Raw genomic sequence first — 24,110 nt, 5'->3', positions numbered from 1 at the left:
GACAATAAATGCTTGATTAAAAATGGATTAATCAAGTGAACAATAAGTCAGTGGAGACTCCCCAATGAAAAAACTACTTTCAGTACTTGCTGTGTCTGCAGCAGTAATGGCACCGGCGGCATTTGCTTCTTCGCCTGTTATGTTTTCAACGATCAATGGCTTCAACGCACCTGATTCAGATGCGGTTGGCGGTGTGCGTTTGGCTCTGCTTCACGGACAAGTAAACGACCTTAAAGGTGTCGATCTTGCCGTTGTTGGTATGTCTGAGACGCAAACGACCACAGGTGTGAACCTTGGTATTTTTGGTGCATCAAAAGTGAACCAAGAAATGACCGGTGCATCTCTGGGTTTCTTCAACTGGAATACGGGTAAAACAACCGGTGTTAACCTGGGTGCTGTGAACATTACTAATGATGTGAAAGGCGCGAACGTGAGTTTTGTAAACTACTCAGAAGGTAACACTATGGTTGATGTTGGTGCAGCGAACCTTTCAGAAGTGTCTACGGTTCAGGTTGGTATCTTCAACAAAACCAACAAAATCGAAGGCGTACAAGTTGGTCTGATCAACTGTGCTGACAACGGTTTCTTCCCGTGCTTCCCGATTGTAAACTTTGCTAAGTAAGGCTTAGTGTTACTATAGTGATTCATAACGCCTAAGTGCATCTGACTTAGGCGTTATTGCAACTCAACATTTTCTTATAGATATCCAAACGCCCCTCCAAAATAGATAAGCATATTGTTTTATATTTTCTATTGCAGTATTTTTACTTATGAGTACAATGTGCGATAAACTCCTAATGATGATTTATATGCTTTGATTAACCACCATACCGTCGATTTTAAAAAGGCTTTCTTAGGCCTGACCGCCAGTTTTTTAGTAGTTTTGAGCTTGTTGCTCGTTGATTCAGCGGAAGAATCAGATAAACAGTATGGAATGGAAAACCAAGGCGTAACACGCTCTTTAGCGGAGCTCACACAGATCATAAATGCGCTTGAGTACAACATCACTGCGCTTTATCCACTGCATGGGGATACCTACGTATTCTCGCATGACAAAAAGATCGAGGGTGAGACGTGTTACTTCACCAGTGATGAGCAACATGCCCCTCGTTTTGATTTTATGTTCTCTGGCCCTCGCGAGATGTGCAACCCGGAATCGGACCTTTATACCGAAGCGGGTAAGCGCCTGTTCATCGCGCCGACCATGGCTTATTTTGCCAATACCATTGATACCATCTCTGCGATTTATTTCATTTCAAAAGAGAAATTCATTATCTCTTCGCCTTCTGATTTTGCCAGTTACATTAAGGGCGACACCTTTGATTCGGTTGTGAATAGCAGGCCTTATTGGGTGAACACGATTCGCTTTGGCTTAGCTCAAGGGCAAGACCAAGTGGTGTATACCGGCCAATATGATGACTACCTGACAGGTCAGAAAGTGGTGACCTTAACCAAAGGAATCTACGTTAATGGTGAGTTTAAAGGGGTATTGGGTGTCGATGGTTATGTCTCGAACCTAGTCTCAAACCCTACCCATGGCTATAAAGTCACAAGTACTCGAGGCGCAAACAAATACGGGTTTATGGATTTTACGTATTCCAAGCCTCTGTATGTTGATGACATTAACACCCAGCTATATCTGAGTATTGAAGAAGATAAGAGCGAGCACTTTCTGCATGTATTGGAGATGGAGAAGATTCAGCTTTCGATACTGTTGGTTTTGTATCTGCTCTCGGTTTTATGGCTATGGCGCTTCTATACAAGACAAGAGCACCAGCGTTTAAATGAGCTAGCAATGCGCGACCCATTAACGGGCTTGCTGAATCGACGTGGTTTTGAGGCTCGATTACTGGCGCAAGATGAAGAGCCGATTATTGGTGTTGGCGTGTTTGATATCGATGATTTCAAAGTCGTTAATGATCAGCATGGCCATAAAGTGGGGGACGAGGTGATTTGCCATGTTGCTCGGTTGATGCTGAACAGCGTTAGACAGCAAGATATCGTGGCTCGATTTGGCGGTGAAGAGTTTGTTGTCGCGATTACGGGTGAATCGTCTGAGTTGCTTTCATCGATCTTTGAGCGAATTCAAAATGACATTAGCCTACAGAGTTATCGATGCCCTACGGGTGACAAGATTAGTATCTCAGTGTCTGGTGGCGCGACGCTCTACTCTCTGTATAAGTTCGACAGTGTCGGGCACTTGTGGGAAAACCAAAGCATTCGTTCGTCGGATGAGCAGCTCTATAAGGCCAAGGCTGCAGGTAAGAACCAGGTGTGTATTCAGGTGTATTAAGTTCTCCCAAAATAATGCGAAGCCTAGTCGTTTGACTAGGCTTCTTTGTATCATTGGCATTACCACTAAGGCTATCAAGTGCTGCGCTATTTCTTCACGCGACCTTTTCGCATCCACTTTTGGTGAACGCCACGACGCAGGCTCTGGAAGCTGTTTTCCACTTTATCGACACCAAGCAGAATCACTAGCGCCATTAGCGTGATAATGACCGATTGGGAAAGATGCCCTAGTGCGATCATCATACCTAATGCTGCGAGTACCCAGATAATTGCGGCTGAAGTCACGCCATGAATCTTGCCATCCAGTGTCATCATTACACCAGCCCCAAGAAATCCAACACCCGTAATTATCTGACCAAGCACACGAGCTTGATCGAGTGTGTTAGGGGAAAGGCTAATCGCCATCGTAAGGAAGAAATAGGTACCACTGATGATCAGAATCGACGTTCGGATTCCGACGGGTTTACCGCGTGTTTGCCTTTCGATTCCGATTAAAGAACCACACAGCATGCATGCAGCGAGGCCTGCCCAGCTAAAGGGGGCAAGGTTGAGAGTTTGTTCTATAAATTGTGACATATCACCCCTCCTAAAAATTTAGAATAGAGCCGAGTATGCTAATAATAGACCGGACGATCGAACAAAAACTTTTTGTCTTAACGATTGATAAAGATTACTTAAAACCTAGCAGCCGCTTGTTGTTAAGGTGAAGGCTGGTGTCGTGGTCTCTGTCGCTTCTTGGTACTCAATACGATAAGAAGCGACCATTGCTCTAGATAGAGTTATTCAATATGTAGGTCGAGTGGTGTCTTACTAGTGCGGCCGCCAATTTCACGAGTTAACTTAGGTACGAGGTAGCCAGAAACCTCAGAGATTAATCCCTTAAAGTGACGCTTGGCTTCTTCATCTGAAATATAGAAGTGCGCTGCGCCCTGAACCTTATCAAGTACATGCATATAGTAAGGTAAAATACCGGCGTCGAATAGCTTTTCGCTTAATTCTTTCAATGAGTTAGCGCTGTTGTTTACGCCTTTAAGCATCACGCCTTGGTTGAGCAGAGTCGCACCACTTAACTTAAGCTTGTGGAAGGCTTGTTTGAGCTCTAAGTTGATTTCGTTAGCATGGTTAATATGGCTCACCATCACTACATTAAGGCGAGTTTGAGCTAACAATTGGCATAGTTCATCCGTTACTCGAGCGGGAATCACAACCGGTAATCGGCTATGAATTCGAACTGTTTTCACATGTGGAATTTGTGCGATAGCATGAATTAGCCACTCTAGTTCGCTGTCTTTTGCCATCAGTGGATCGCCACCCGACAAGATAACTTCGTTGATCTCTGGGTGAGCAGCCACATAGTCTAGGCTGGTTTGCCAAACCGACTTCGAGCCCTTGTTATCTTGGTAAGGGAAGTGACGACGGAAGCAGTAGCGGCAGTTAATCGCACAACCGCCTTTCACAATCATCAGTGCACGGTTCTTGTATTTGTGCAGTAGCCCAGGAATGGCGTTGTCTTGCTCTTCCAGTGGATCAGCGGAATAGCCTTGGTGTACCTCAAACTCTTCGCTTAGCGGTAAAATTTGTCGTAGCAATGGATCGTGTGGGTTGCCTTTTTCCATTCGTTCGACAAAGCTAAGAGGTACCCGAAGTGCAAATAACTCACGAGCAGCGAAGCCTGCTTGCCACGGTGTTGGGTCTATTTCCAATGCCTCAAGCAGTTTTGTCGGGTCAGAGATCGCATTCGATAGTTGTTTGAGCCAGTTTTGCTCAACAGATTCGACTTTTCGGGTTATGATATGCGGCATTGAAATTAACTCAAAGATGTGGAAGAGAAAATCATGGCGTCAGTAAGCACCAATGAATTCAAAGGCGGTTTAAAATTCATGATGGATAACGAGCCTTGCTCAATTATCGAAAATGAATACGTTAAGCCAGGTAAAGGCCAAGCGTTTAACCGTGTTAAACTTCGTAAACTGCTGTCAGGCAAAGTGTTAGAGAAAACATTTAAGTCAGGCGATACAGTAGAACTAGCGGACGTTGTAGACGTTGAACTAGGCTACCTATACAGCGATGGCGAATTCTACCACTTCATGAACAACGAAACATTCGAGCAAATCGCTGCTGATGCAAAAGCAGTAGGCGAGACTTCTAAATGGTTAGTTGAAAACGACGTATGTACTCTAACGTTGTGGAATGATAACCCTATCACAGTAACTCCACCAAACTTTGTTGAGATCGCAGTAACAGAAACCGATCCTGGCCTTAAAGGCGACACACAAGGTACTGGCGGTAAGCCTGCAACTCTAGCAACAGGCGCGGTAGTTCGCGTACCTCTATTCATCGCTATCGGTGAAGTTGTTAAAGTTGATACTCGTACTGGCGAATACGTTGGTCGTGTGAAGTAATTGACTTCAAGTATCTGAAAAAGGTCGCTTAGGCGGCCTTTTTTTGTATCCCAAGATCAGATTCGCGTAAACGAGATGCGGGATGCGGGATGCGAGATACGAAGAGCTGGAAAATCAAGAGTGAGTAAGCCAGATGCGATTCACCTTGGTTACAAGGCTACATTATGTGACTAGTGTCATATTTTGGTTGTATTCTGGATGAAAATCAAAAATTTTATCTAACTTATAGATTTACAAGGTGTTGTTGGCGTTTATATATCGCAACAAAAATCTCTCAATTCAATATGTGACTGTTTAATATTGATTTTGTGAATGTGTGTGGTGGGAAGGGAAGCTGATTACAATATTGTTAGAATGAGTAGAGTCTACTAGCTTTATACGCGATGTTATTAAGCAACTATGTGGGTATTGATATGAGACTTAATGCAATTACGTTGGCTCTTGGTTTGGTTAGTATCGTCGGGCTTTCAGGATGTGATGACGATGATACAACCGTGTCAACCACGACTCCGAGTGAGACTCCCTCGACTCCCAGCTCCCCAGCTGAAACGACTAAATACAGTGTGACTGCAATTGATGGTTATTTACGTCATGCTCGAATTTGGTTAGACCTTAACGGTAACTACGTCTTAGACGACGGTGAGCCTAATGCTATTTCTGGTGATGGCGGAGTTGCAGATTTAGACGTCACCGATGTCGACAACCCTGAACAGTACCCTGTCGTTGTGCAAGCGATCTCCGGGCAGACGATTGATGAAGATGAACCTGATGTTACGGTGTCTGACGACTATATTATGTCAGCCCCTCCAGGTGAAAAAGATGTCACCCCTTTGAGTACGCTAGTTCACGTATTGATCGAGCAAAACACTACAGATTCTGACGATGCTGCTGCGGTTGAAGCAGCAAAGCAAGCTGCCATTCAGCAAGTCGCTGATCAGCTAGGCTTAGATGAAGATGAAATCTTAGGTGATTTTGTTGAGTCAGGTGTTGAGGCTGCCGCTTATGCCGCTAAAAACTTGGTTGATTCAAATGTTTTGCCTTCATCTCCTCAAGAGTTGCAAGAAGTTGCTGAAAGTGAAGATAAAGGGACTAAGTTTATCTCTGTGACTGCATCTGTGAATAATGAAATCAAAAAGAAAATTGAAGAAGTTGCAGGTGATAGCGATAAGACATTTGATAATGTTGGTGGTGCGACAGAGGGTGTCGATTTTTCTAATGACACAGATGATGACGGCGTCCCCAATGACTTAGATGACTTTCCGAATGATCCCGATGAAAGTCTGGACTCCGATGGTGATGAGATCGGTAATAATGCCGACCTAAATGATGATACGGTGGACGGAGAAGATGACATCTATCCTGATGCCAATGATGCGTTTCCAACGGATCGTTCTCGTGCTGGTGACCATGATTCGGATGGGGTAGACAGTATTGATGATGTCTTCCCACAAGATCCAACTGAGTGGGCTGATAATGACTCTGATGGCTATGGTGACAATCAAGATGTATTTGATAATGACCCAACCGAATGGGCAGATACGGACGGTGATGGTGTTGGTAATAATGCCGATAAATTCCCATCGGATCCCAACGAGTCCTTAGATACGGACGGTGATGGCGTTGGTAATAATGCCGATGAATTCCCAACCGATGCGACCGAATGGGCAGATACGGATGATGATGGCTTAGGCGATAACGAGGATGACCCGTATCCAAACGATACGGATAACGACAGTTACAACAATGATGTTGATGAATTCCCAACCGATGCGACCGAATGGGTCGATGTGGACGGTGATGGCGTTGGTAATAATGCCGATGTTCATCCAGAGGATGGAAATAAGTCAATTGCTGATGTTGTGGCCAATGTTAGTGCAACTGATGTAGCAATTTTCAACATAACAGATCGCGATATCATTACACTGGATATTGAGGTCGAAGAAATGGTTGAGACACTGAATAGCGGAGAGATTGTTACCACCATAACTACTCAATATATCACTGCTGATGACGTGGTATATGGCACGACACAAAGTGTCGATCACCTGTTAAATGATGACTTTACTCGTATCCAGACCTTTGCGTACGACTATAACCTCGATGGTACTGCACGTTACGAAGGCATGTCTCTTGAAATTGGTACTAGAACCGAAACAAGCGAGACGTATTGGCGCTATATCGATGAGGGTGATGCATCTCTTGAGGGCGGTTTCGGCGGTAATGGTCGTGTCTATGAACAAGGCGTAGCCTTAACATCTAGAGTTCACCCAAATGACTTATCTCAAATAGATACAATACATAGTGTATCAGTGGAATTTGAGGACGTCGCAGAGGGCGTTCAAGCGGTCGAAACGTTAACCGAATACACGGTAAATGGCTTTGATATCGACGATGTTCAAACCCATCAAGCTCAATGGGCTCAGACTTTAACCACTGTAACGCAGGATTACGTGCAGAGTTTCGTGGAGTCTAAGCAGGACTGGGGTGCAGACGGTTACATCAATGTTGAACTTCGATTTAATAATATCCCTGATGGTAGCTATGTCTACGAATATTCGACACCAATATGGGCAAACCCACAAGATGGTGAATTCCATGAGTACGCAGACTTTAACTTTAATGATGGCAAATGGGACGATCTCACAGCGTACTGGAATTACTACCGCAAAGAGGTACTGATTAATGGTGATGTTCTTGAAAGTGGAGAGCGTTCGGTTCTAAACGAGGAGACGAATACTCAACTTATTGTCGATAGTGATCCAAAAAATACTTTGTTCAATGAATGGAATGCAGTGTCTCGCTCTGTTAGTGATGTGGAAGAAAATAAACACATAGAGTGGCAGCACTACCCATTAACTGATTATTCATTTACGACTGACACAGATAACGTCGGACAGGCCTATCGCGTTTACCAGAAACAATCTAATGGCCTTTGGGTTGCTACCTCATTTGATGAGTGGGGAACACAAGCTGTTGTGGATCTACCACAACAGGTAGAGGATGCCCGTGTTGCTGGCACAGAGTTGGAGCTTATTGATGACCAAATCATTCCAGGCCTGAGCCGATACGCTACGCTGTTACCTACAAGCAGTTTCCAATACGATGACAATGGGCCAATTCAATGGCACGTCGTAACGCAAGACTACCTATTGACTTATACGGGTATTCCAACACTGGTTACATTGAACCTTGGTGATAGTGGTGTGGTTCCTGGTTCGTTCACCGGAGTGAATGACGTTGATATGGTGCTTATGGTCCCGGATGTTGAGAATCCTTGGCCTTGGCACAATGCTTACTATCGCAGGGGCATAGACACTTGGAGCATGGACCTAACGGAGGAAGCGTTTAGTTGGCATAACAGTCTAGGAGTGTTCTTCTTAGACGAGACAGCTGCGCAAGATTATCTTGCAGAGTTTTTAAATCAAGATAGCGACGACGATGGCTTTAAAGACTACGAGGATGCTTTCCCTAATGATCCAAATGAATGGGATGATAGTGATGGTGACTATGTTGGCGACAATAGCGATGCCTTCCCTTATGACTCATTAGAGTGGGCGGATTCTGATAGTGATGGTTTAGGCGATAACCATGAGAATGCAACCGAAGGTTTAGATCCGAATAATGCTGATTCAGATGAAGACGGCGTTTATGACGGTGAAGACCTTTATCCAACCGACCCAAATAAGTGGACTATTACCGCCCAAGAGTTTGCGGAGCAAGAGGGGACTCTTTACGGATTCTTCAGCGATTGGAGCGAACTATCGTTCGTAGATATTCTGTTTAAAGAAACCTTGAGTTATGGCGGTGATACGTTAACCCTTACGGAACTCATACAGTACCGTGGTGATCAATCCTTTATCCAGCTACCACTTGAAGCTGAGGGGGACGTACAGCTCACTGAAAACGGCTGGCAAACTCCGGTAGGTTATACGATAGACTTCTCTGGAGAGCAACTTATTGCTTATCCAGAAGACAATTCCAGTTTCTATTATTCAGTAGAATCAGAAGTGGTAAACCTATCGGGTATGGCATTGTATGAAGTCTACTTTGAGTGGTTCGACTTCATGGAAGAGGCGAGGTTCGCTGAAGGCTCACAAGCGGTAATGTTTACCTTCTCTCCAGCCGTAAACCAGTACTTCCTATGGGAGGGTGGTAGTCCGTACGTGAGGTTCTCTGACGTCGGTTATGATACGGATGGTAGCTCTATTACAAGTCTGGACGACATTATTGTGTCGCAGTCGGTCGGTGAGTCGGTTTCCACAGATCTTACTACCTCTGTTGGCCTCTATCTAGACTTTGATATCGAGTTAGTGAGTGATGGCACGGCGCATTATTACTTCTTTGATTGGGACGCAGGAACGGCAAGTCGCGTCGCTACTGCGGATTACTTACGTTACACATTACACGGTGAAGATATCGTCGAATTTACCGTACCAGTTGAGGCTATGCCCTACATGGGAGAGGGGGATACGCCTACCATGATCTTTAGCATGTACAATGGTGAACTTACGGTAGGTGAGATTGAGGCGCCAAGTGCTGAACCGTCGGACGATACTATGTACGCTTTCAATGGTATTGCCGCACAGTCTATAGAAGATGGTGTAGTGTTGAGCGATTACCTATTTACCTGCTACTTGGGTGATAGCGATGATCAGTCAAGCCCAATCATGGCTGACTATGAGCTTGCGATTACGGATTGTGGCGGTCGAACTCACATTACCAGCGAAATGGTCGAGGGTCTAAACTTCCAACGCGTTAAAGGCAATGGAAATACTCGTGACTACTTGTTCAATGCTGATGGCACAGTGCATGTATTGAAGGGAGAGGGCGGTAACTATACTGACGATTGGGTCATAGAAGATGGCTTGGTTAAGATCAGCTATTCTGATGAATCGGAGAGCTTCACGACTTACTGGGCACTGTTAGATTCGTTGGATGATACGTGGTCAATCAAGTTCTATGAGAACGAAGTTGTGGACGGTCAATCAAGTAGCTATATCTGGATGGATACTATTATTCAACAAGATCGTCCGATTGTGCTTGAAGAGTGCTACATCGGTGATGCAGAACCTGTTGAGGGGCAACCTATCCCGAGTATGAGTGACTACGAAACGGCGATCACGGATTGTGGCGGTCGAACTCACATTACCAGTGAGATGGTCGAGGGTCTAAACTTCCAACGCGTTAAAGGCAATGGAGATACTCGTGATTACTTGTTCAATGCTGATGGTACTGTACATGTATTGAAGAGTGAGGGTGGTGACTATATCGATGACTGGGCCATAGAAGATGGCTTTATTAAGGTTAGCTATTCTGATGAATCGGAGAGCTTCACGACTTACTGGGCGTTATTAGAGTCCATGGAGCAAACTTGGTCAATTAAGTTCTTCGAGGAAGAAACGTTAGGCGGTGTGACTGAAAGTTGGATATGGGCAGATACCGTGGTGCAACAAGATAGAAACGCTCTGCAGTTTGACCCGACTAACTTGGTATTGATGGAGTACGATGGTAACACCCTCTTTTTCCATGATAACGGCAGTATGAGCTATATCGGCAATGATGGCACTGAGACCTATGGGAACAGTTGGATGAAAACTTCAGCTAATACCATGATGATAACTTATGAAGATACCTCAACCGAGCAATGGGTACTTTTATCACAAACTGATGATGAATTAACTATCTCTAGGGATGGTTCAGAGGAGGTGCTTACAAATGTTACCTACGAGGGAACAGTAACGGTCTGTGAGGATGGTGATTCACCGTGGGATGATTTTACGGACCAACCCTCTGACTTTGGCACTCGTTCGGACTATGACAGCGCAGTCGCCAACTGTACCGTTGGTGGTGCTCAGTTTATAGAGTCTGATTTCACAGGTAATGGCAGTGAAAGTTCTCGTTGGGAGCTCATCGATCTTTGGGAGATAAATGGCACCGTCATGGCTGTAGTTGAAGAAGAGGTTGTTTTCCATAGTAACGGTACTGGCTACTTTGACGATGATGAGGGATTGTTCGGGTTCGATTGGGTGATTTTGAATGGTGAGGTGACCTTAACCATAACCGAAGAGGAATTTATAGGAGCCAAAGACACCTGGAATAAGGTTGATCAAGATGGAGAGTATATTACGACTAAATCCTTCTGGAGCGATCCAACCTGGAGCAACCCTGCGCCGGCAGAGGGAGAAGCTGAGATATTCTCGGGTGTGATGCGATTTGTGGGGTTTGAATCGCCGTAACGCATATAGACTTATCATCTAGCATAGAATAAACGCCTAGGGTCAAACCTAGGCGTTTTCTATTTAACTGTTAAATCATAAAAATGAAGATAATAGACAGTGCGCTGATTAGGCCTGCAACGAAGTAGCAGCCCACTTTACCCGCAACACCGACATGGAACTTAAGGTCGTGCATGCCGTGGTGAAGACGGTGCATTGCGTGCCACATTGGCAGTGCTAGCGTACCGATGATGAATAGCGCACCGATAATGCTGGTGGCGAATTCAGACACACGCTCGTAGCTCATTGCGTCCGCATCGATGATGCCCATTGGCACTAAGATACCTAACACTAGAACCGTGATTGGTGTGATCATCGCGAACCAAGTACCGCCAGCGCCAAATAGGCCCCACCAGATTGGCTCATCAGAGCGTTGTGGGTTGTGGTTAACAGGTTTTACTTTGTAATTTGTGTTCATAACGAAAGCTCCTTACACCACAACAAGAACGATTAAAGAAATAAAAGCCACCGCTGCCCACTGGGTCAGTACGATGATTCTTTTATCAACCAATTTGCCTTTAAGGCGGATTGGCATTACTTGAGGCATCATGCTGAAGAAGGTCTGAGCGTGCAGTAAGCTGCCAAGCAGTGCCACGATGTTGATACCAACAATGATAGGGTTAGCCATAAAGCTCAACCAACCTTCCCACGCTTCAGGACCTTTCACTAGCGCACCCAAACCAAAGGTTAGGAACACAGTGAACAGAATCAAAGGCAGTACAGTTGCTTCACGTAGCATGTAGAAGCGGTAGAACGGATGGTTGCTCCACCATGTTCTCTTCATCTCACGAACATAAGGCTTACGATTGCTCATATTATGCCTCCTCTGCTGTTTTTACTTGCGATCCATCAGGCTTGAACATCGAAATAACGAAGTCCATTGAAGACTCAACTTTGCCTTGGTTTACTGCCGCTGCTGGGTCTACTTTCTTCGGACATACGTCAGAACAGTAACCTACAAACGTACAGCCCCAAGCGCCGTTGTCGCCATTGATAAGCTTCATGCGTTCAGCTTTACCATTGTCACGGCTATCTAGGTTGTAGCGGTGAGCAAGAGCAAGTGCCGCAGGGCCGATGAACTCAGGGTTTAGACCAAACTGAGGACACGCTGCGTAACACAAACCACAGTTGATGCAGCCAGCGAACTGTTTGTACTTCGCCATTTGCTCTGGAGTTTGGATGTTAGTGCCGTCTTCTGGCTTACGGTCGTTACCAATGATGTAAGGCTTGATCGCTTCAAGGCGCTCGATGAACGGCGTCATGTCGACAATCAAATCTTTTTCGATTGGGAAGTTAGCTAAAGGCTCAATCTTGAAGCCATTCGGGTAGTCACGTAAGAAGCTCTTACACGCCAGTTTTGGCACGCCATCAACCATGATGCCGCAAGAACCACAAATCGCCATACGACAAGACCAACGGTAAGACAGGTCTTTATCTAGGTTGTCTTTGATGTAACCGATCGCATCAAGTACTGACATGGTTTCATCAAACGGAACTTCAAAGGTTTGAAAGTGAGGTTCTGCATCGTGCTCAGGGTCATAACGCAGGATTTCAATTTTTTGGATTCGATTCGCTGACATTATGCTTGCTCCTCTTCGCTCTTCTTCGCATTCTCTTCTGCTGCTTTTTCAGCGGCAGCGGCTTTCTCTGCAGCTTCACCGTACAGACGAGCTTTAGGTTGAGATTTGGTGATCTTAACGCCGCTGTAGTCGATGGTTGGTGCTGCATCTTCGTTGTAGAAAGATAGAGAGTGTTTCAGGAAGTTCACGTCATCACGTTCTGTGCAGTTGTCGTCTAGACGTTGGTGTGCACCGCGAGACTCTTTACGAAGAATCGCTGAGTGAACCATCGCTTCTGCAACTTCAAGGCCGTAACCCACTTCGATAGCGTAAAGTAGGTCAGTGTTGAACACTTTGCCTTTGTCTTTAATGCTGATCTTCTTGTAGCGAGCTTTCAGTTCAGTGATTTTGTCGATGGTCTTTTGCATCAAGTCTTCTTGACGGTAGATACCACAACCCGCTTCCATGGTGTGACCCATTTCAGTACGGATGTCAGCCCAGTTCTCGTCGCCTTCTTGGTTTAGTAGACCTGCGATGCGCTCTTCAACCGCTTTCACTTGCTTAGCGATAGACTCTTCGTTCCAGCCTTTGAATTCAGCAGCGCGTTTCACCGCTTCTTCACCAGCAACGCGGCCAAATACCACGAACTCAGCCAGTGAGTTAGAACCTAGGCGGTTTGCACCGTGTAGGCCAACTGAAGCACATTCACCAACGGCGAATAGGCCTTTAATACGAGTTTCACAGGTACCGTTAGTTTCAATACCACCCATGGTGTAGTGAACGGTTGGACGTATTGGGATCGGCTCTTTTGCTGGGTCTACGTTTACGTACGCTTTTGCTAGCTCACAGATGAACGGTAGACGCTCTTGCAGGTACTCTTCACCAAGGTGGCGAAGGTCAAGGTGCACGACATCACCAAGTGGGTGCTTGATGGTGTTGCCTTTCTGCTGTTCGTGCCAGAATGCTTGAGAAACTTTGTCACGTGGACCCAGTTCCATGTATTTGTTTTTCGGCTCGCCCACTGGAGTTTCAGGGCCCATGCCGTAATCTTGCAGGTAACGGTAGCCGTTCTTGTTGACGATGATACCGCCTTCACCACGACAACCTTCGGTCATCAAGATGCCAGTGCCCGGTAGGCCTGTTGGGTGGTATTGAACGAACTCCATATCACGCAGTGGTACACCGTGGCGATAAGCCATTGCCATACCGTCGCCAGTTACGATGCCGCCGTTGGTATTACAGTGGTAAACACGACCTGCGCCGCCGGTTGCTAGAACAACAGATTTTGCTTTGATGGTAACAAGCTCACCTTCAGACATGTGAATCGCGATTAGGCCTTGTACTTCGCCATCTTCAACGCCGCTCTGGTTTTCTACGAGAAGGTCCACCACAAAGTACTCATCAAATCGTTTGATTGTGTCGTACTTCATCGAAGTCTGGAACAGAGTATGAAGCATGTGGAAGCCGGTTTTATCCGCTGCGAACCACGTTCTCTCTACCTTCATACCGCCGAATCGGCGTACGTTTACTTCACCGTTTTCTTTACGACTCCATGGGCAGCCCCATTGTTCCATTTGGATCATTTCGCGAGTCGAGTTTTCAACAAAGTATTCAACAACATCCTGTTCACATAGCCAGTCGCCACCACCAACAGTATCGTTGAAGTGGTTATCTAAGCTATCTTCGTCTTTAATTACTGCTGCTGAACCGCCTTCTGCCGCTACCGTGTGCGAACGCATTGGGTAAACTTTAGAAATCAGTGCTACTTCCAGTTCAGGATTAGCTTCAGCCGCAGCAATAGCTGTACGAAGACCAGCGCCGCCTGCGCCGATGACTGCGATATCTGTGGTAATTGTCTTCACAGTTATTCTCCAGTGTGATGCGGAGTATTCCGCTTGTTATTATAAAAAGCCTATTTAGGAGGTTCTAAATTGTAGGAACCATTTAGCACCCCTAAGCCTTAAGTGGTAGGTTCAGTGTAAGAGAGGAAGGTATTCGAAAAGTTGATGCATTTGGGTTTTTAGGTCGGTAATGCATATGGAGGCATAGAAATTATAGGTTATGTGACTGCAATCACGGCAATGAATCGTTGATAACGATTAACCCACAAGACTTGTGTTAACGGCTTGTTGAGTATGATTTTTGTTATCAATGTGGATGTGAAATATGTATTGATAATTGTATTGTAGAACGTAATTTTCTGGCTTCATTAAAACAACATTTTGCTTTCACGAATAGAAAGATAGAAGCTTACAAAAGCGATGAAAGGTGGTAATTTTCGTCGCCTAGAATTCAGTAATATGGAACTCAATAATGCACTCTACATGGCAACCGGCCGCAACCATTAAACAGTTAAAGCAACGTGCTGATATCCTTAATCAAATTCGTCAGTTCTTTGCTGAGCGAAACGTGATGGAAGTGGATACGCCTGCGATGAGCCACGCCACGGTGACGGACGTGCATTTGCATACTTTCAAAACTGAATTCGTAGGGCCGGGTTATGCGCACGGTCAGCCTCTGTTCTTTATGACTAGCCCTGAGTTTCATATGAAACGTCTATTAGCGGCGGGCAGTGGCTGTATTTACCAAATTTGTAAGTCTTTCCGTAACGAAGAAAATGGCCGTTACCACAACCCTGAGTTCACCATGTTGGAGTGGTATCGCGTTGGCTTTGATCACCATGACCTGATGGATGAAATGGATTTGCTGTTACAGCAGGTACTTAAATCGGGCTCAGCAGAGCGAATGACTTACCAACAAGCCTTTATTGACGTGTTAGGTGTGTGTCCCCTGGAAGATTCGATGGCTACGCTAAAGCAAGCCGCAGCAAAACTTGGGCTCAGCGATATAGCTGACCCTGAAGAAGATCGTGATACCTTGCTGCAGTTGCTGTTTAGTATTGGGGTTGAAGCCAAAATAGGCCAACAAGTCCCTGCGTTTGTTTATGACTTTCCGGCTTCACAAGCGGCATTGGCTAAGATTAATCCTGAGGATTCGCGAGTGGCGGATCGCTTTGAGGTGTATTTCAAAGGCATCGAGTTAGCAAACGGCTTCCATGAGCTAGATAAACCACAAGAGCAGCTCAAGCGCTTTGAAGATGACAATGCCAAACGTATTGAGATGGGCTTATCGCCTCAACCGATTGACCATCACTTGATTGAGGCATTAAAAGCGGGCTTACCAGACTGTGCGGGTGTTGCTTTAGGTATTGATCGTCTGATCATGCTGGCGTTAGGTTATGACCACATCGATGACGTGACGGCTTTTCCGTTCCCGCGCTCTTAGCTCTCTGTTCAGTTAGTCTTACTTACTGTTTGACTAACTGACTTGAATCCCAGTACCACTATCTTACTAGAATACCTGTACCCAATACGGCAACAATAGCCCCGATCCAAGCGTAGGCGTTCGGTCTCTGCTTGGTGTACAGCCAGAGTATCGGTAACAACATGATTGGCGTGGTTGAAGATAACAGAGCGACCATGCCGACATTACCTTCCTGCAGCGCATACAAAATCAGCGTCATTCCCACCGCCATCGCTAAAAACCCGTTAACTGCGGTAATCGCAAATATTTGACCATTCATTGGGTTGATTGCGCGTGAGAGCTTAGCGCCAGTTAGACGAAATGCGGAGTGAGCAACAAAAGCGGTGATCATACGAATCGCTGAAGCGGCAACAGGGTCTATGCTGGTTTGCATCACGGGTTTTGCAATAATACCACCCAGTGCTTGGCAAATCGCAGCTGTAATTCCCAGTGCAACACCAATCCACACAGTGCCTTTAATGGTTTCGAGTTGGTTGTTGGCTTGTCCTCGACGACCAAAGAATATCGCGGTTAATACACCACTGAACACCAAAGCCGAGCCAATCAGCTCCACCGAAGTCATGCTTTCGCTAAATAGGAAGTAACCAAGAATTGCCGAGAACACGGCGTGACAAGAGAACAGCAAACCTGCTTGGCGCGGTCCCATTCTGTTCAAACAAGCAAATAGGGCGGTATCACCAATGAAGATGCCAATTAGCCCAGACAGCATCATCGGCGTGACTAGGTCTGCTTCGACCGTTGACCAGCCACCAGTAAACCAAGCCATGCTCGATAAGATGATAGCAGTGCAACCCATGCGCCAACGGCTATAGGCGAAAGAACCTAAGTGTTGAGCAGGCTTTACTGACATCAGGCTCGCGATAGCCCAAAGAAAAGCGGCAGCAAGAGCCAACCATTCGAATCCCATCTGAATAACATCCTTGTGTCTGGGATAAATTAGCTCATCAATATGCATTAAACCGGACTGAGAACAAAGTGATTCTTGTGAAAAGAGTCACTTTGTTTCAGTTATCGGTTTACGTCACCGGCCGCTCGATGGTGAGGTTTAACTTATGTTGCTTGAGATGAGTTATACCTTAAAGCGCTCCACATCTCGGCGCATCGACTCGGCAGCGTTACTCATTTCATTTGAGCTATTGCGGCTGCTTTCAGCTTGTTGTGCAAGATCGTCGGAGGCATCCTTGATTCCTTGCGTATTACGACTGATGTCTTCGCTTACTGCGCGTTGCTCTTCTGCAGCACTCGCTATTTGCAGCGCCATATCGTTGATTTCAGTGATCGCTTGGGTGATTTTAGAGAGGCTGCCATGAGCTTGCTCTGCGAAGCCAACGCTGTTCTCTGCCAGTTGGGTGCTGGTGGTCATGCTTTCAACGGCATGTTCGGTATTCTTCTGTAACGTATCAATCATCACGCGGATTTCTTCGGTCGAGCCATGCGTTCTTTGGCTAAGCACTCGCACTTCATCGGCGACAACCGCAAACCCACGACCTTGTTCACCTGCACGAGCCGCTTCAATTGCAGCATTTAATGCCAATAGATTGGTTTGTTCGGCAATGCCTTGAATGGTGGACAGGATCTGGTTGATGCTTTGCGCGTTGTTTTCCAGCTCTCGGATAACATTGGCAGCGTCTTCCACTTGGCTCGCAAGGCTAGTGATAGCGTCGCGGTTTTGTTGAATAACCTCTTGGCCATCGTTACACGCGGTCGCCGAAGCTTGAGAAGCGGATGCGGTTAATTCTGCATGACTCGCCACCTCTGCTGCGGTCGCTGACATCTCATGAATCGCGGTCGCTATCTGGTTGATATCGTTTTGTTGATTCTCCACTCGAATGGAGGATTGAGTGGCCAATTGGTTGGCTTTTTCTGCGTGATTATTTAAATCATGGCTGTGCTCGATAACGCCTTTCAACATGCTTTGCATCTGGCTTAAGAACTGGTTCACAAGTTCGGCTAGTTTGCCTATCTCATCCATGCGTGTGATATCAATGCGTTGAGTGAGGTCACCTCTGCCTTGAGCCAGCTGAGTCAGTGCGTCAGACAAGGTTTGTAGTGGGGAAAGCAGGCGGTTGATCACCACTGTGCTCGCAATCGAAATGACGATATACAAAATCAAAGAAGTAAGAGCGATGAACTGAATCGCGTCAGATACTGCGGAAAACGCCATTTCCTTATCGATAACAATACCCAGTGACCAATCGGTATTCGGGACATTGGCAATGTAGACCATTTTATCCTCTTGGCCAGGCCAAGTTAGCGTAGTGATCATTTGGCCTTGGATCAGTTGTGACACTTTGTTGGCTGTTAGTTCCGGATTCAAACTGGTCAGTGGTTTCTGACTTAGCTCTTCATCACTGTAGGCAACGATGTTGTTGTTACCGTCAACTAAAAACGCAAAGCCATCGTTATCCAGTTTCACGTTGAGTACGGTGTCGATAATGCTGGTTACAGTTAGGTCTGCCGCGAGGACACCTTGTCTTTCACCGTTGAATGCTTTTGCAAAGCTGATGACAATGCTGCCGTCAAAGTCTTGATAAGGTTCAGTAATGACGAGGTCTGATGTTGCGTTGGCATCTTTATACCAAGGGCGGGTGCGTGGGTCGTAGCCTGCTGGCCAATCTTCACCTTTGTCGCCATACGCGATAGTGCCGTCGCTGAATCCGGCATAAACAGACAAGAATTGTCCAGCTTGTTTGGTGATTAGCAACTCGCGGTCAGAGTTACTGTTGCTTGAAATGGTCGGTTCATTAGCAAGCATCATATCGCTGCGAGTCGAGAGCCAATCGGCAATATAATTCGTCGTGCCAGCACTGACATTTCTCATTTCTTGGTTGATCGCGACTTCAGTTTCTTGAGTGAGCTGGGTAACTGATATCCAAGCTTGGGTACCACTCACGACGGCGATAATGATCGCAATGGCGATCTGAATTTTAAACTTAATAGTATGTCTCAAGGTCCATTCCTCTCTGATTAGACAAAACCTAACTACGTTGACGTACTTAATAATGAATTGATGTGTCTTTGATTGGCGTATAGTGCCGCTGTCTTAAGTTGAATGACTGTGTTTAAAATCATAAATTCTAAATATATTTACTCTGCTTTTTGTAAAACAGTGAAGTAATATCACAGTTACCTATTGATTGAAATGTCAGTTAATTGCTTGAGGTGGAGTGGTATAGATCGAAAAAAGCGCCAAATTTACATTCAGCGCTTTAGTTAGGATTAAAGGGGAGCGTTAACGCTTACTAGGTGATGATAAACAGGGCGAGGTAAACCATCAGCAAGCCCCCAATACCTAAGATGATGCCCATCTTCGCCATGTCTTTGCTTTCGATAAGCCCGGTCGAGTAGGCCAGTGAGTTTGGTGGTGTCGATACGGGCAGAATCATGCCAAGTGACGCAGAGAAGGCGACCACAACCAGCAAGCCTTGCAGACCACCAATCGCAACTAGGCTTTCCATGGAAGCACCAATTGCAGCGGCTATCGGCATCAGCAAGTTGGCCGTCGCAGTGTTTGACATGAAGTTCGCCATTGACCAACACACGATAGACAATGTCAGTACCACAGCTGCAGGTGACAGCGATTCATAGTCAATTGCGTGTGCGAGTGCAGCGGCTAAGCCTGTTTTATCTAAGCCAATACCAATCGCAATACCACCTGCGACCAGCCACAACACATCCCAGTTAATCAGCTTGAGCTCTTCTTTACCCATGATGCCAGTGAGCGTAAACACAGCCAATGGAATGATAGACACGACATAGGTGTTCATGCCATGCAGTTTGGTGGTCATCCACAATAAGATTGTCGCAGCGAAGGTGATGTAAACCACAATCGCTCGCCAGCTCTTTCTAAATTGTCCATCGAGCTTGAGCACCATGTTTCTTTCTTTAGAAGGGAAGAGTTTTTGTAGAAGAAACCAAGCGATGGTGAGTTGGATGATCACAAAGGGTAAGCCCATCATCATCCAGCTGAGGAAGTCGATGGTATTTTCACCCGTTAGGTATTGCAGCGCGATGGCATTGGGCGGTGTACCGATTGGGGTTGCGATACCGCCAGTATTGGCAGCAATTGGAATACACAACACGAGCGCTTTGATACCCATATCGCCTTTTGGTGCAGATGCCACGATAGGGCCGAGCAGCGCAAGCATCATTACCGTCGTTGCGGTATTTGACATGAACATTGAGAACACGGCGGTGATCAGCATTAAACCCAGCATGATAAAGCGCGGTTCTGTACCAAATGGTTTAAGTAGCACTCGAGCTAGGTTGTTATCGAGTTCATACTTGGATGCGGATATCGCAAGAGCAAAACCACCCATGAAAAGGATGATGATCGGTGACGAAAATGCACCGAAGATGTCGGTATATTTGATTAACTCACCGAGATCGTGTCCTGCAGGTGGGTTTCTAAACAGGTGTAAGCCTTTATCAGAAATCATTACCAGCTCAAGTGCAATGATCAAAATGGAAGTGGCGAATACCGGAACAGGTTCAAGCACCCACAGCAGGGCTGCTAATAAGAATATCGCCAACAGGCGGTGTTGAATCAGCGTGAGATCATCGATTGGTATTGAATCTATCGGCATGAATAACACGCCTAAGGGAATCGCAAAACAAATCAACAGCTTGACCAGAACGCCAACATTGAGTTTAGGCATGTACAAAGACCCTATAAATAAAATATCTTCAAATAGAGTAAGTTATCTGGATTTCTGGTACTTGGAGACGGGTTGTAAAATCAAAAAGTTGTTTAAGGTTTCGACAGTTGTTTTGTTTTTGGTCAATCTTTTATCTGGGCAATTAGAGACAAGAGTGAGAAGCAGCAGGTGGCTGGGCAGGGTTTGAAAGATTGAGTTGTTAGAGCTTGAGTAGCAAATGAATCGGTAGAGTTAAGAAAAAGGCGCGTTCTTCTCTGAAATAGAAAAAGTAACGCGCCTTGAAAGCTTAAATGAGTTAACTCAAATTGTTAAGCTTGGTCAGTGTTTTCAGCAGATTCGGTAACAACATCGTCATTTGCTTGCGCTTCTTTGCCAGCAATGTGCGCGAAAGGTGTACCAAGAACCGTTTTCTCGCCATTTTGCATAGTGTCGTCAAACTTGATCGCATCTTTAGCGAACAGGTTGATAACGGTTGAACCAAGCTTAAAGCGGCCCATCTCTTCGCCTTTCTTCAAGATGATTGCTTTGTCACCTTGTGCAGGGTAATCCCATTTGTAAACCGAGTTACCACGAGGTGGGGTGATGGTACCTGCCCATACTTGCTCAATGCTACCTACGATCGTTGCGCCAACCAGCACTTGTGCCATTGGGCCAAATTCCGTATCGAAGATACAAACGACACGCTCATTACGTGCGAATAGGTTTGGAACGTTTTCTGCCGTTAACGGGTTAACTGAGAAAAGGTCACCTGGAACGTAGATCATCTGGCGCAGTGTGCCGTCGCATGGCATGTGCACGCGGTGGTAATCACTTGGAGACAGGTAAAGCGTTGCGAATTCACCGTCTTTAAATTCATCCGCTAGCGCAGCATCACCACCCAAGAGCTCGCGAGCTGAGTAGTTATGGCCTTTCGCTTGAATCAGTTGACCGTCAGTAATTGGGCCAAATTGGCTCACACGTGCATCTGCAGGGTGAACAATAACAGACTCACCTTCAGCGATAGGACGCATGCCTTCTTTCAATTCACGCACGAAGAATTCATTGAATGTTTTAAAGTGTTTTGGATCGCTATGCAGAGCTTCATCCATGTTCACTTTGTATTGCTTGATGAACCAGTTGATGATCGCTGTCGTTAAGCCGCCCGCTTTAGCAGACGCAAGTTTGCCGACTAGGCGAGTTAATCCATGTTGTGGAATCCAGTACTGCAATCCAACTTTAATCTTATCCATTGTATTAATTTTCCAATGCTAATTGTTTTTCAATTAAATCTGTCGATGACGGTTTAGGGCGCGAGATGTTACTTAAATTCGCGCCAATTGTCAGTAAATGCACACATTTGTTCACAAAAACGCGATTAGAGATCGGCTTTTTTGTTGCGTGAATACTGACGGTTATCTTTGTTACTCGCCATGCTTTCAATGATGCGGTGGTAGTTGTCGAAACGTAATCGACTGATCTTTCCGTTTTCTACCGCTTCGCGCAGGATGCAGCCTGGGTCATCAATGTGTTTACAGTCACGGAACTTACAACCGCCAAGGTAAGGCTTGAACTCGATAAAGGCTTCAGTGATTTCGTCGGCCTCTAGGTGCCATAGGCCGAATTCACGCACTCCTGGTGAATCAATCAGATCACCACCAGAAGGGAAGTGGTATAAACGAGCTGCCGTGGTTGTGTGCTGACCAAGACCTGAGTTCTCAGAGACTTCGCCTTCTTCAATGTCTAGCGTAGGCATTAATGCATTCACTAGGCTTGATTTACCCACACCCGATTGACCAACAAAGATGTTGATACGGTCTTTGAGTTCAGCTTCCAGCTCTTTGATGCCGTAGCCAGACTCTTTACTCACGAACATCACTTTATAGCCGATCTTCTCGTACTCTTTAAGTGTTTCACGGTATTCAGCAATCTGCTCATCAGTCAGTAGATCGACCTTGTTCAGTACAACAAGCGGCGCGATGTTTACCGTTTCTGAAGCAATTAGGTAACGGTCGATAATATTAAGTGATAGCTCTGGTAGCACAGCCGATACGATAACCATTTGGTCGACGTTCGCAGCTACTGGCTTTAGGCCATCGTAGTAATCAGGGCGAGTCAGCATTGAAGTTCTCGGCTCAACCGCTTCCACAACGCCAGAAATACCGGCCATTGATTCTAAGCCTGCGCGCCAAGTCACTCGGTCACCAGAAACTAAAGTCTCGATACTACGGCGTAAGTTACAACGATGAACTTCGTTAGTTTCAAGATCTTCGATATCAGCATGTTGGCCAAAGCGCGTAATCACGAGTCCGCTTTTGGTTCCGCCAAGCATGTTCTCATCCCATTGGATAGAATCTTCTTTCTTGAGTCGCTTGTTCTGGTTGCTACGTACACGACGTACTTGACCTTTGGTTAACTTCTTTTTTTTAGCCACAATTTTTCACTTAACACATCTAACTTGATGATTGGGGACTCAAACAGGATGTTGCTGGTACCACGTGATTTCGATGGTCCTAAAGCTAGTTTGAGTATAGTTATTTGGGTATAGTACCTCTTTTACACATAAACAAATAGGCGACGCCTTATGTCCTTTAGCGATCAGAACCTTATTTGGGTTGATCTAGAGATGACAGGACTTGATCCTGAAACTCATAAAATCATTGAAATTGCTACTATCGTTACTGATAGTGAGCTTAACATCCTGGCTGAAGGACCTGTTTTGGCTATTCACCAACCTCAGAGTGAATTGGACAAGATGGACGAGTGGTGTACAACGACTCACACTGGCAGCGGCCTCGTGAAGCGAATTCAAGAAAGCACGGTTTCAGAGCAAGATGCCATCCAACAAACCATTGAGTTTCTTGAAAAATGGGTACCAAAAGGTAAGTCACCAATTTGTGGCAACAGCATTGGTCAAGACCGTCGTTTCCTATACAAGCACATGCCAGAGTTAGAAGAGTACTTCCACTACCGCTATGTTGACGTAAGCACTCTGAAAGAGCTGACTCGTCGTTGGAAACCTGAAGTGTTAGATGGTTTTTCTAAGTCGGGAAGTCACCTTGCGTTAGACGATATTCGAGAGTCGATCGCCGAGCTGCAGTACTACCGAAAAACGATTATTAACATCTAGTCGAATAAAATGATCACGTTTATCTAACTTTTCAGGGACATAAGAGCCGTTTTTTTTGCAAATCTGTGTGCTTTTACAGCAGTTGAGTAAAAAGTTTCGTAATTTTGCATTAAGGACTTGCATCACAAAAAAATGCTCTTATAATTCGCAGCCCTGAACGGAGAAAGACGTTTTCAGATTGCGATACTAGCTCAGTTGGTAGAGCGCAACCTTGCCAAGGTTGAGGTCATCGGTTCGAACCCGATGTATCGCTCCAATTTGTAGGTTACGGCGAAAGCGGTAATCGAAAGGTGAAAGACCTTTTATAATGCGATACTAGCTCAGTTGGTAGAGCGCAACCTTGCCAAGGTTGAGGTCATCGGTTCGAACCCGATGTATCGCTCCAATTTAAAGAATCATCAACTTAATTGATGCATCCGGACGCGGGATGGAGCAGTTTGGTAGCTCGTCGGGCTCATAACCCGAAGGTCGTCGGTTCAAATCCGGCTCCCGCA

17 protein-coding genes and 3 tRNA genes are annotated in these 24,110 nt (G+C 45.7%); 9 read left to right on the top strand and 11 right to left on the bottom strand.

What is annotated here, in order from left to right; genetic code table 11:
- The first annotated feature begins 64 nt into the window (after positions 1-64).
- Positions 65-622, top strand: coding sequence for a hypothetical protein (locus F0229_RS03325; protein ID WP_017068001.1), 558 nt, complete (start codon positions 65-67; stop codon positions 620-622).
- Between the two features lie 192 nt (positions 623-814).
- A complete protein-coding gene (locus F0229_RS03320; protein WP_171732225.1) occupies positions 815-2,293 on the top strand; it encodes a diguanylate cyclase in 1,479 nt (492 codons plus the stop codon).
- 86 nt (positions 2,294-2,379) lie between these two features.
- Here the strand turns inward: F0229_RS03320 and F0229_RS03315 are convergent, their stop codons facing one another.
- Positions 2,380-2,868, bottom strand: a complete 489-nt coding sequence (locus tag F0229_RS03315) for an MgtC/SapB family protein (RefSeq protein WP_004733333.1) — start codon at positions 2,866-2,868, stop codon at positions 2,380-2,382.
- A 203-nt stretch (positions 2,869-3,071) separates the two neighbouring features.
- Entirely contained in the window at positions 3,072-4,094 is a 1,023-nt protein-coding gene (gene epmB, locus F0229_RS03310; protein WP_104216255.1) for an EF-P beta-lysylation protein EpmB, read from the bottom strand.
- Positions 4,095-4,127: 33 nt separating this feature from the next.
- Between epmB and efp the strand changes: the two genes are divergently transcribed.
- Together efp and F0229_RS21835 are read left to right on the top strand one after the other, a co-directional pair.
- Positions 4,128-4,694, top strand: coding sequence for an elongation factor P (gene efp, locus F0229_RS03305; protein WP_017067165.1), 567 nt, complete (start codon positions 4,128-4,130; stop codon positions 4,692-4,694).
- Between the two features lie 413 nt (positions 4,695-5,107).
- On the top strand, positions 5,108-10,930 hold the full coding sequence (locus F0229_RS21835) for a hypothetical protein (protein ID WP_253820967.1): 5,823 nt from the start codon (positions 5,108-5,110) through the stop codon (positions 10,928-10,930).
- Positions 10,931-11,000: 70 nt separating this feature from the next.
- On the opposite strand, the gene frdD is transcribed toward F0229_RS21835, so the two are convergent.
- From frdD to frdA, 4 genes are read right to left on the bottom strand one after another with little or no spacing between them, the layout of a single operon-like run.
- Entirely contained in the window at positions 11,001-11,387 is a 387-nt protein-coding gene (frdD, locus tag F0229_RS03295) for a fumarate reductase subunit FrdD (RefSeq protein WP_065584500.1), read from the bottom strand.
- A gap of 12 nt (positions 11,388-11,399) precedes the next feature.
- On the bottom strand, positions 11,400-11,783 hold the full coding sequence (gene frdC / locus F0229_RS03290) for a fumarate reductase subunit FrdC (RefSeq protein WP_102530487.1): 384 nt from the start codon (positions 11,781-11,783) through the stop codon (positions 11,400-11,402).
- Between the two features lies 1 nt (position 11,784).
- Positions 11,785-12,549 carry a succinate dehydrogenase/fumarate reductase iron-sulfur subunit gene (locus F0229_RS03285; RefSeq protein WP_009847917.1) on the bottom strand — a complete coding sequence of 255 codons (765 nt, stop codon included), beginning with the start codon at positions 12,547-12,549 and terminating at the stop codon, positions 11,785-11,787.
- Positions 12,549-14,390: a fumarate reductase (quinol) flavoprotein subunit gene (gene frdA, locus F0229_RS03280; RefSeq protein WP_017063169.1), complete on the bottom strand. Its 1,842-nt coding sequence runs from the start codon at positions 14,388-14,390 to the stop codon at positions 12,549-12,551. The genes F0229_RS03285 and frdA overlap by 1 nt, the downstream gene beginning before the upstream one ends.
- A 451-nt stretch (positions 14,391-14,841) precedes the next feature.
- Between frdA and epmA the strand changes: the two genes are divergently transcribed.
- Positions 14,842-15,813: an elongation factor P--(R)-beta-lysine ligase gene (gene epmA / locus F0229_RS03275; protein ID WP_017071212.1), complete on the top strand. Its 972-nt coding sequence runs from the start codon at positions 14,842-14,844 to the stop codon at positions 15,811-15,813.
- Between the two features lie 58 nt (positions 15,814-15,871).
- Here the strand turns inward: epmA and F0229_RS03270 are convergent, their stop codons facing one another.
- From F0229_RS03270 to rsgA, 5 genes are all read right to left on the bottom strand, one after another.
- Positions 15,872-16,759, bottom strand: coding sequence for a DMT family transporter (locus F0229_RS03270; RefSeq protein ID WP_017070291.1), 888 nt, complete (start codon positions 16,757-16,759; stop codon positions 15,872-15,874).
- A gap of 162 nt (positions 16,760-16,921) precedes the next feature.
- On the bottom strand, positions 16,922-18,802 hold the full coding sequence (locus F0229_RS03265) for a methyl-accepting chemotaxis protein (RefSeq protein WP_171732224.1): 1,881 nt from the start codon (positions 18,800-18,802) through the stop codon (positions 16,922-16,924).
- A gap of 292 nt (positions 18,803-19,094) precedes the next feature.
- Positions 19,095-20,510: a DASS family sodium-coupled anion symporter gene (locus F0229_RS03260; RefSeq protein WP_171732223.1), complete on the bottom strand. Its 1,416-nt coding sequence runs from the start codon at positions 20,508-20,510 to the stop codon at positions 19,095-19,097.
- Between the two features lie 308 nt (positions 20,511-20,818).
- Positions 20,819-21,739 carry an archaetidylserine decarboxylase gene (gene asd / locus F0229_RS03255; RefSeq protein ID WP_171732222.1) on the bottom strand — a complete coding sequence of 307 codons (921 nt, stop codon included), beginning with the start codon at positions 21,737-21,739 and terminating at the stop codon, positions 20,819-20,821.
- 125 nt (positions 21,740-21,864) lie between these two features.
- Positions 21,865-22,920 (bottom strand): small ribosomal subunit biogenesis GTPase RsgA, encoded by a 1,056-nt coding sequence (gene rsgA, locus F0229_RS03250; RefSeq protein ID WP_017061306.1) that lies wholly within the window; start codon positions 22,918-22,920, stop codon positions 21,865-21,867.
- A gap of 150 nt (positions 22,921-23,070) precedes the next feature.
- On the opposite strand from rsgA, the gene orn reads away from it, so the two are divergent.
- The 4 genes from orn (at position 23,071) to F0229_RS03230 (ending at position 24,110) form a co-directional block, all read left to right on the top strand.
- A complete protein-coding gene (orn, locus tag F0229_RS03245) occupies positions 23,071-23,616 on the top strand; it encodes an oligoribonuclease (protein WP_010434065.1) in 546 nt (181 codons plus the stop codon).
- 180 nt (positions 23,617-23,796) lie between these two features.
- A tRNA-Gly gene (locus F0229_RS03240) sits at positions 23,797-23,872 on the top strand.
- Between the two features lie 53 nt (positions 23,873-23,925).
- Positions 23,926-24,001 (top strand) — tRNA-Gly (locus F0229_RS03235).
- A gap of 36 nt (positions 24,002-24,037) precedes the next feature.
- Positions 24,038-24,110 (top strand) — tRNA-Met (locus F0229_RS03230).

Source organism: Vibrio sp. AIC-3 (genome assembly GCF_013114515.1).
Classification (GTDB): Bacteria; Pseudomonadota; Gammaproteobacteria; order Enterobacterales; family Vibrionaceae; genus Vibrio; species Vibrio crassostreae_C.
The sequence above is the reverse complement of the archived record's forward strand: the minus strand, read 5'-3'. Positions and strand labels throughout refer to the sequence as shown.

Bases quoted from the DNA above. Each gene is read 5' to 3' on its own strand.
- F0229_RS03325 (WP_017068001.1), top strand. From the start codon at position 65: ATGAAAAAACTACTTTCAGTACTTGCTGTGTCTGCAGCAGTAATGGCA.
- F0229_RS03315 (WP_004733333.1), bottom strand. From the start codon at position 2,868: ATGTCACAATTTATAGAACAAACTCTCAACCTTGCCCCCTTTAGCTGG.
- epmB (WP_104216255.1), bottom strand. From the start codon at position 4,094: ATGCCGCATATCATAACCCGAAAAGTCGAATCTGTTGAGCAAAACTGG.
- efp (WP_017067165.1), top strand. From the start codon at position 4,128: ATGGCGTCAGTAAGCACCAATGAATTCAAAGGCGGTTTAAAATTCATG.
- F0229_RS21835 (WP_253820967.1), top strand. From the start codon at position 5,108: ATGAGACTTAATGCAATTACGTTGGCTCTTGGTTTGGTTAGTATCGTC.
- frdD (WP_065584500.1), bottom strand. From the start codon at position 11,387: ATGAACACAAATTACAAAGTAAAACCTGTTAACCACAACCCACAACGC.
- frdC (WP_102530487.1), bottom strand. From the start codon at position 11,783: ATGAGCAATCGTAAGCCTTATGTTCGTGAGATGAAGAGAACATGGTGG.
- F0229_RS03285 (WP_009847917.1), bottom strand. From the start codon at position 12,549: ATGTCAGCGAATCGAATCCAAAAAATTGAAATCCTGCGTTATGACCCT.
- epmA (WP_017071212.1), top strand. From the start codon at position 14,842: ATGCACTCTACATGGCAACCGGCCGCAACCATTAAACAGTTAAAGCAA.
- F0229_RS03270 (WP_017070291.1), bottom strand. From the start codon at position 16,759: ATGGGATTCGAATGGTTGGCTCTTGCTGCCGCTTTTCTTTGGGCTATC.
- F0229_RS03260 (WP_171732223.1), bottom strand. From the start codon at position 20,510: ATGCCTAAACTCAATGTTGGCGTTCTGGTCAAGCTGTTGATTTGTTTT.
- asd (WP_171732222.1), bottom strand. From the start codon at position 21,739: ATGGATAAGATTAAAGTTGGATTGCAGTACTGGATTCCACAACATGGA.
- orn (WP_010434065.1), top strand. From the start codon at position 23,071: ATGTCCTTTAGCGATCAGAACCTTATTTGGGTTGATCTAGAGATGACA.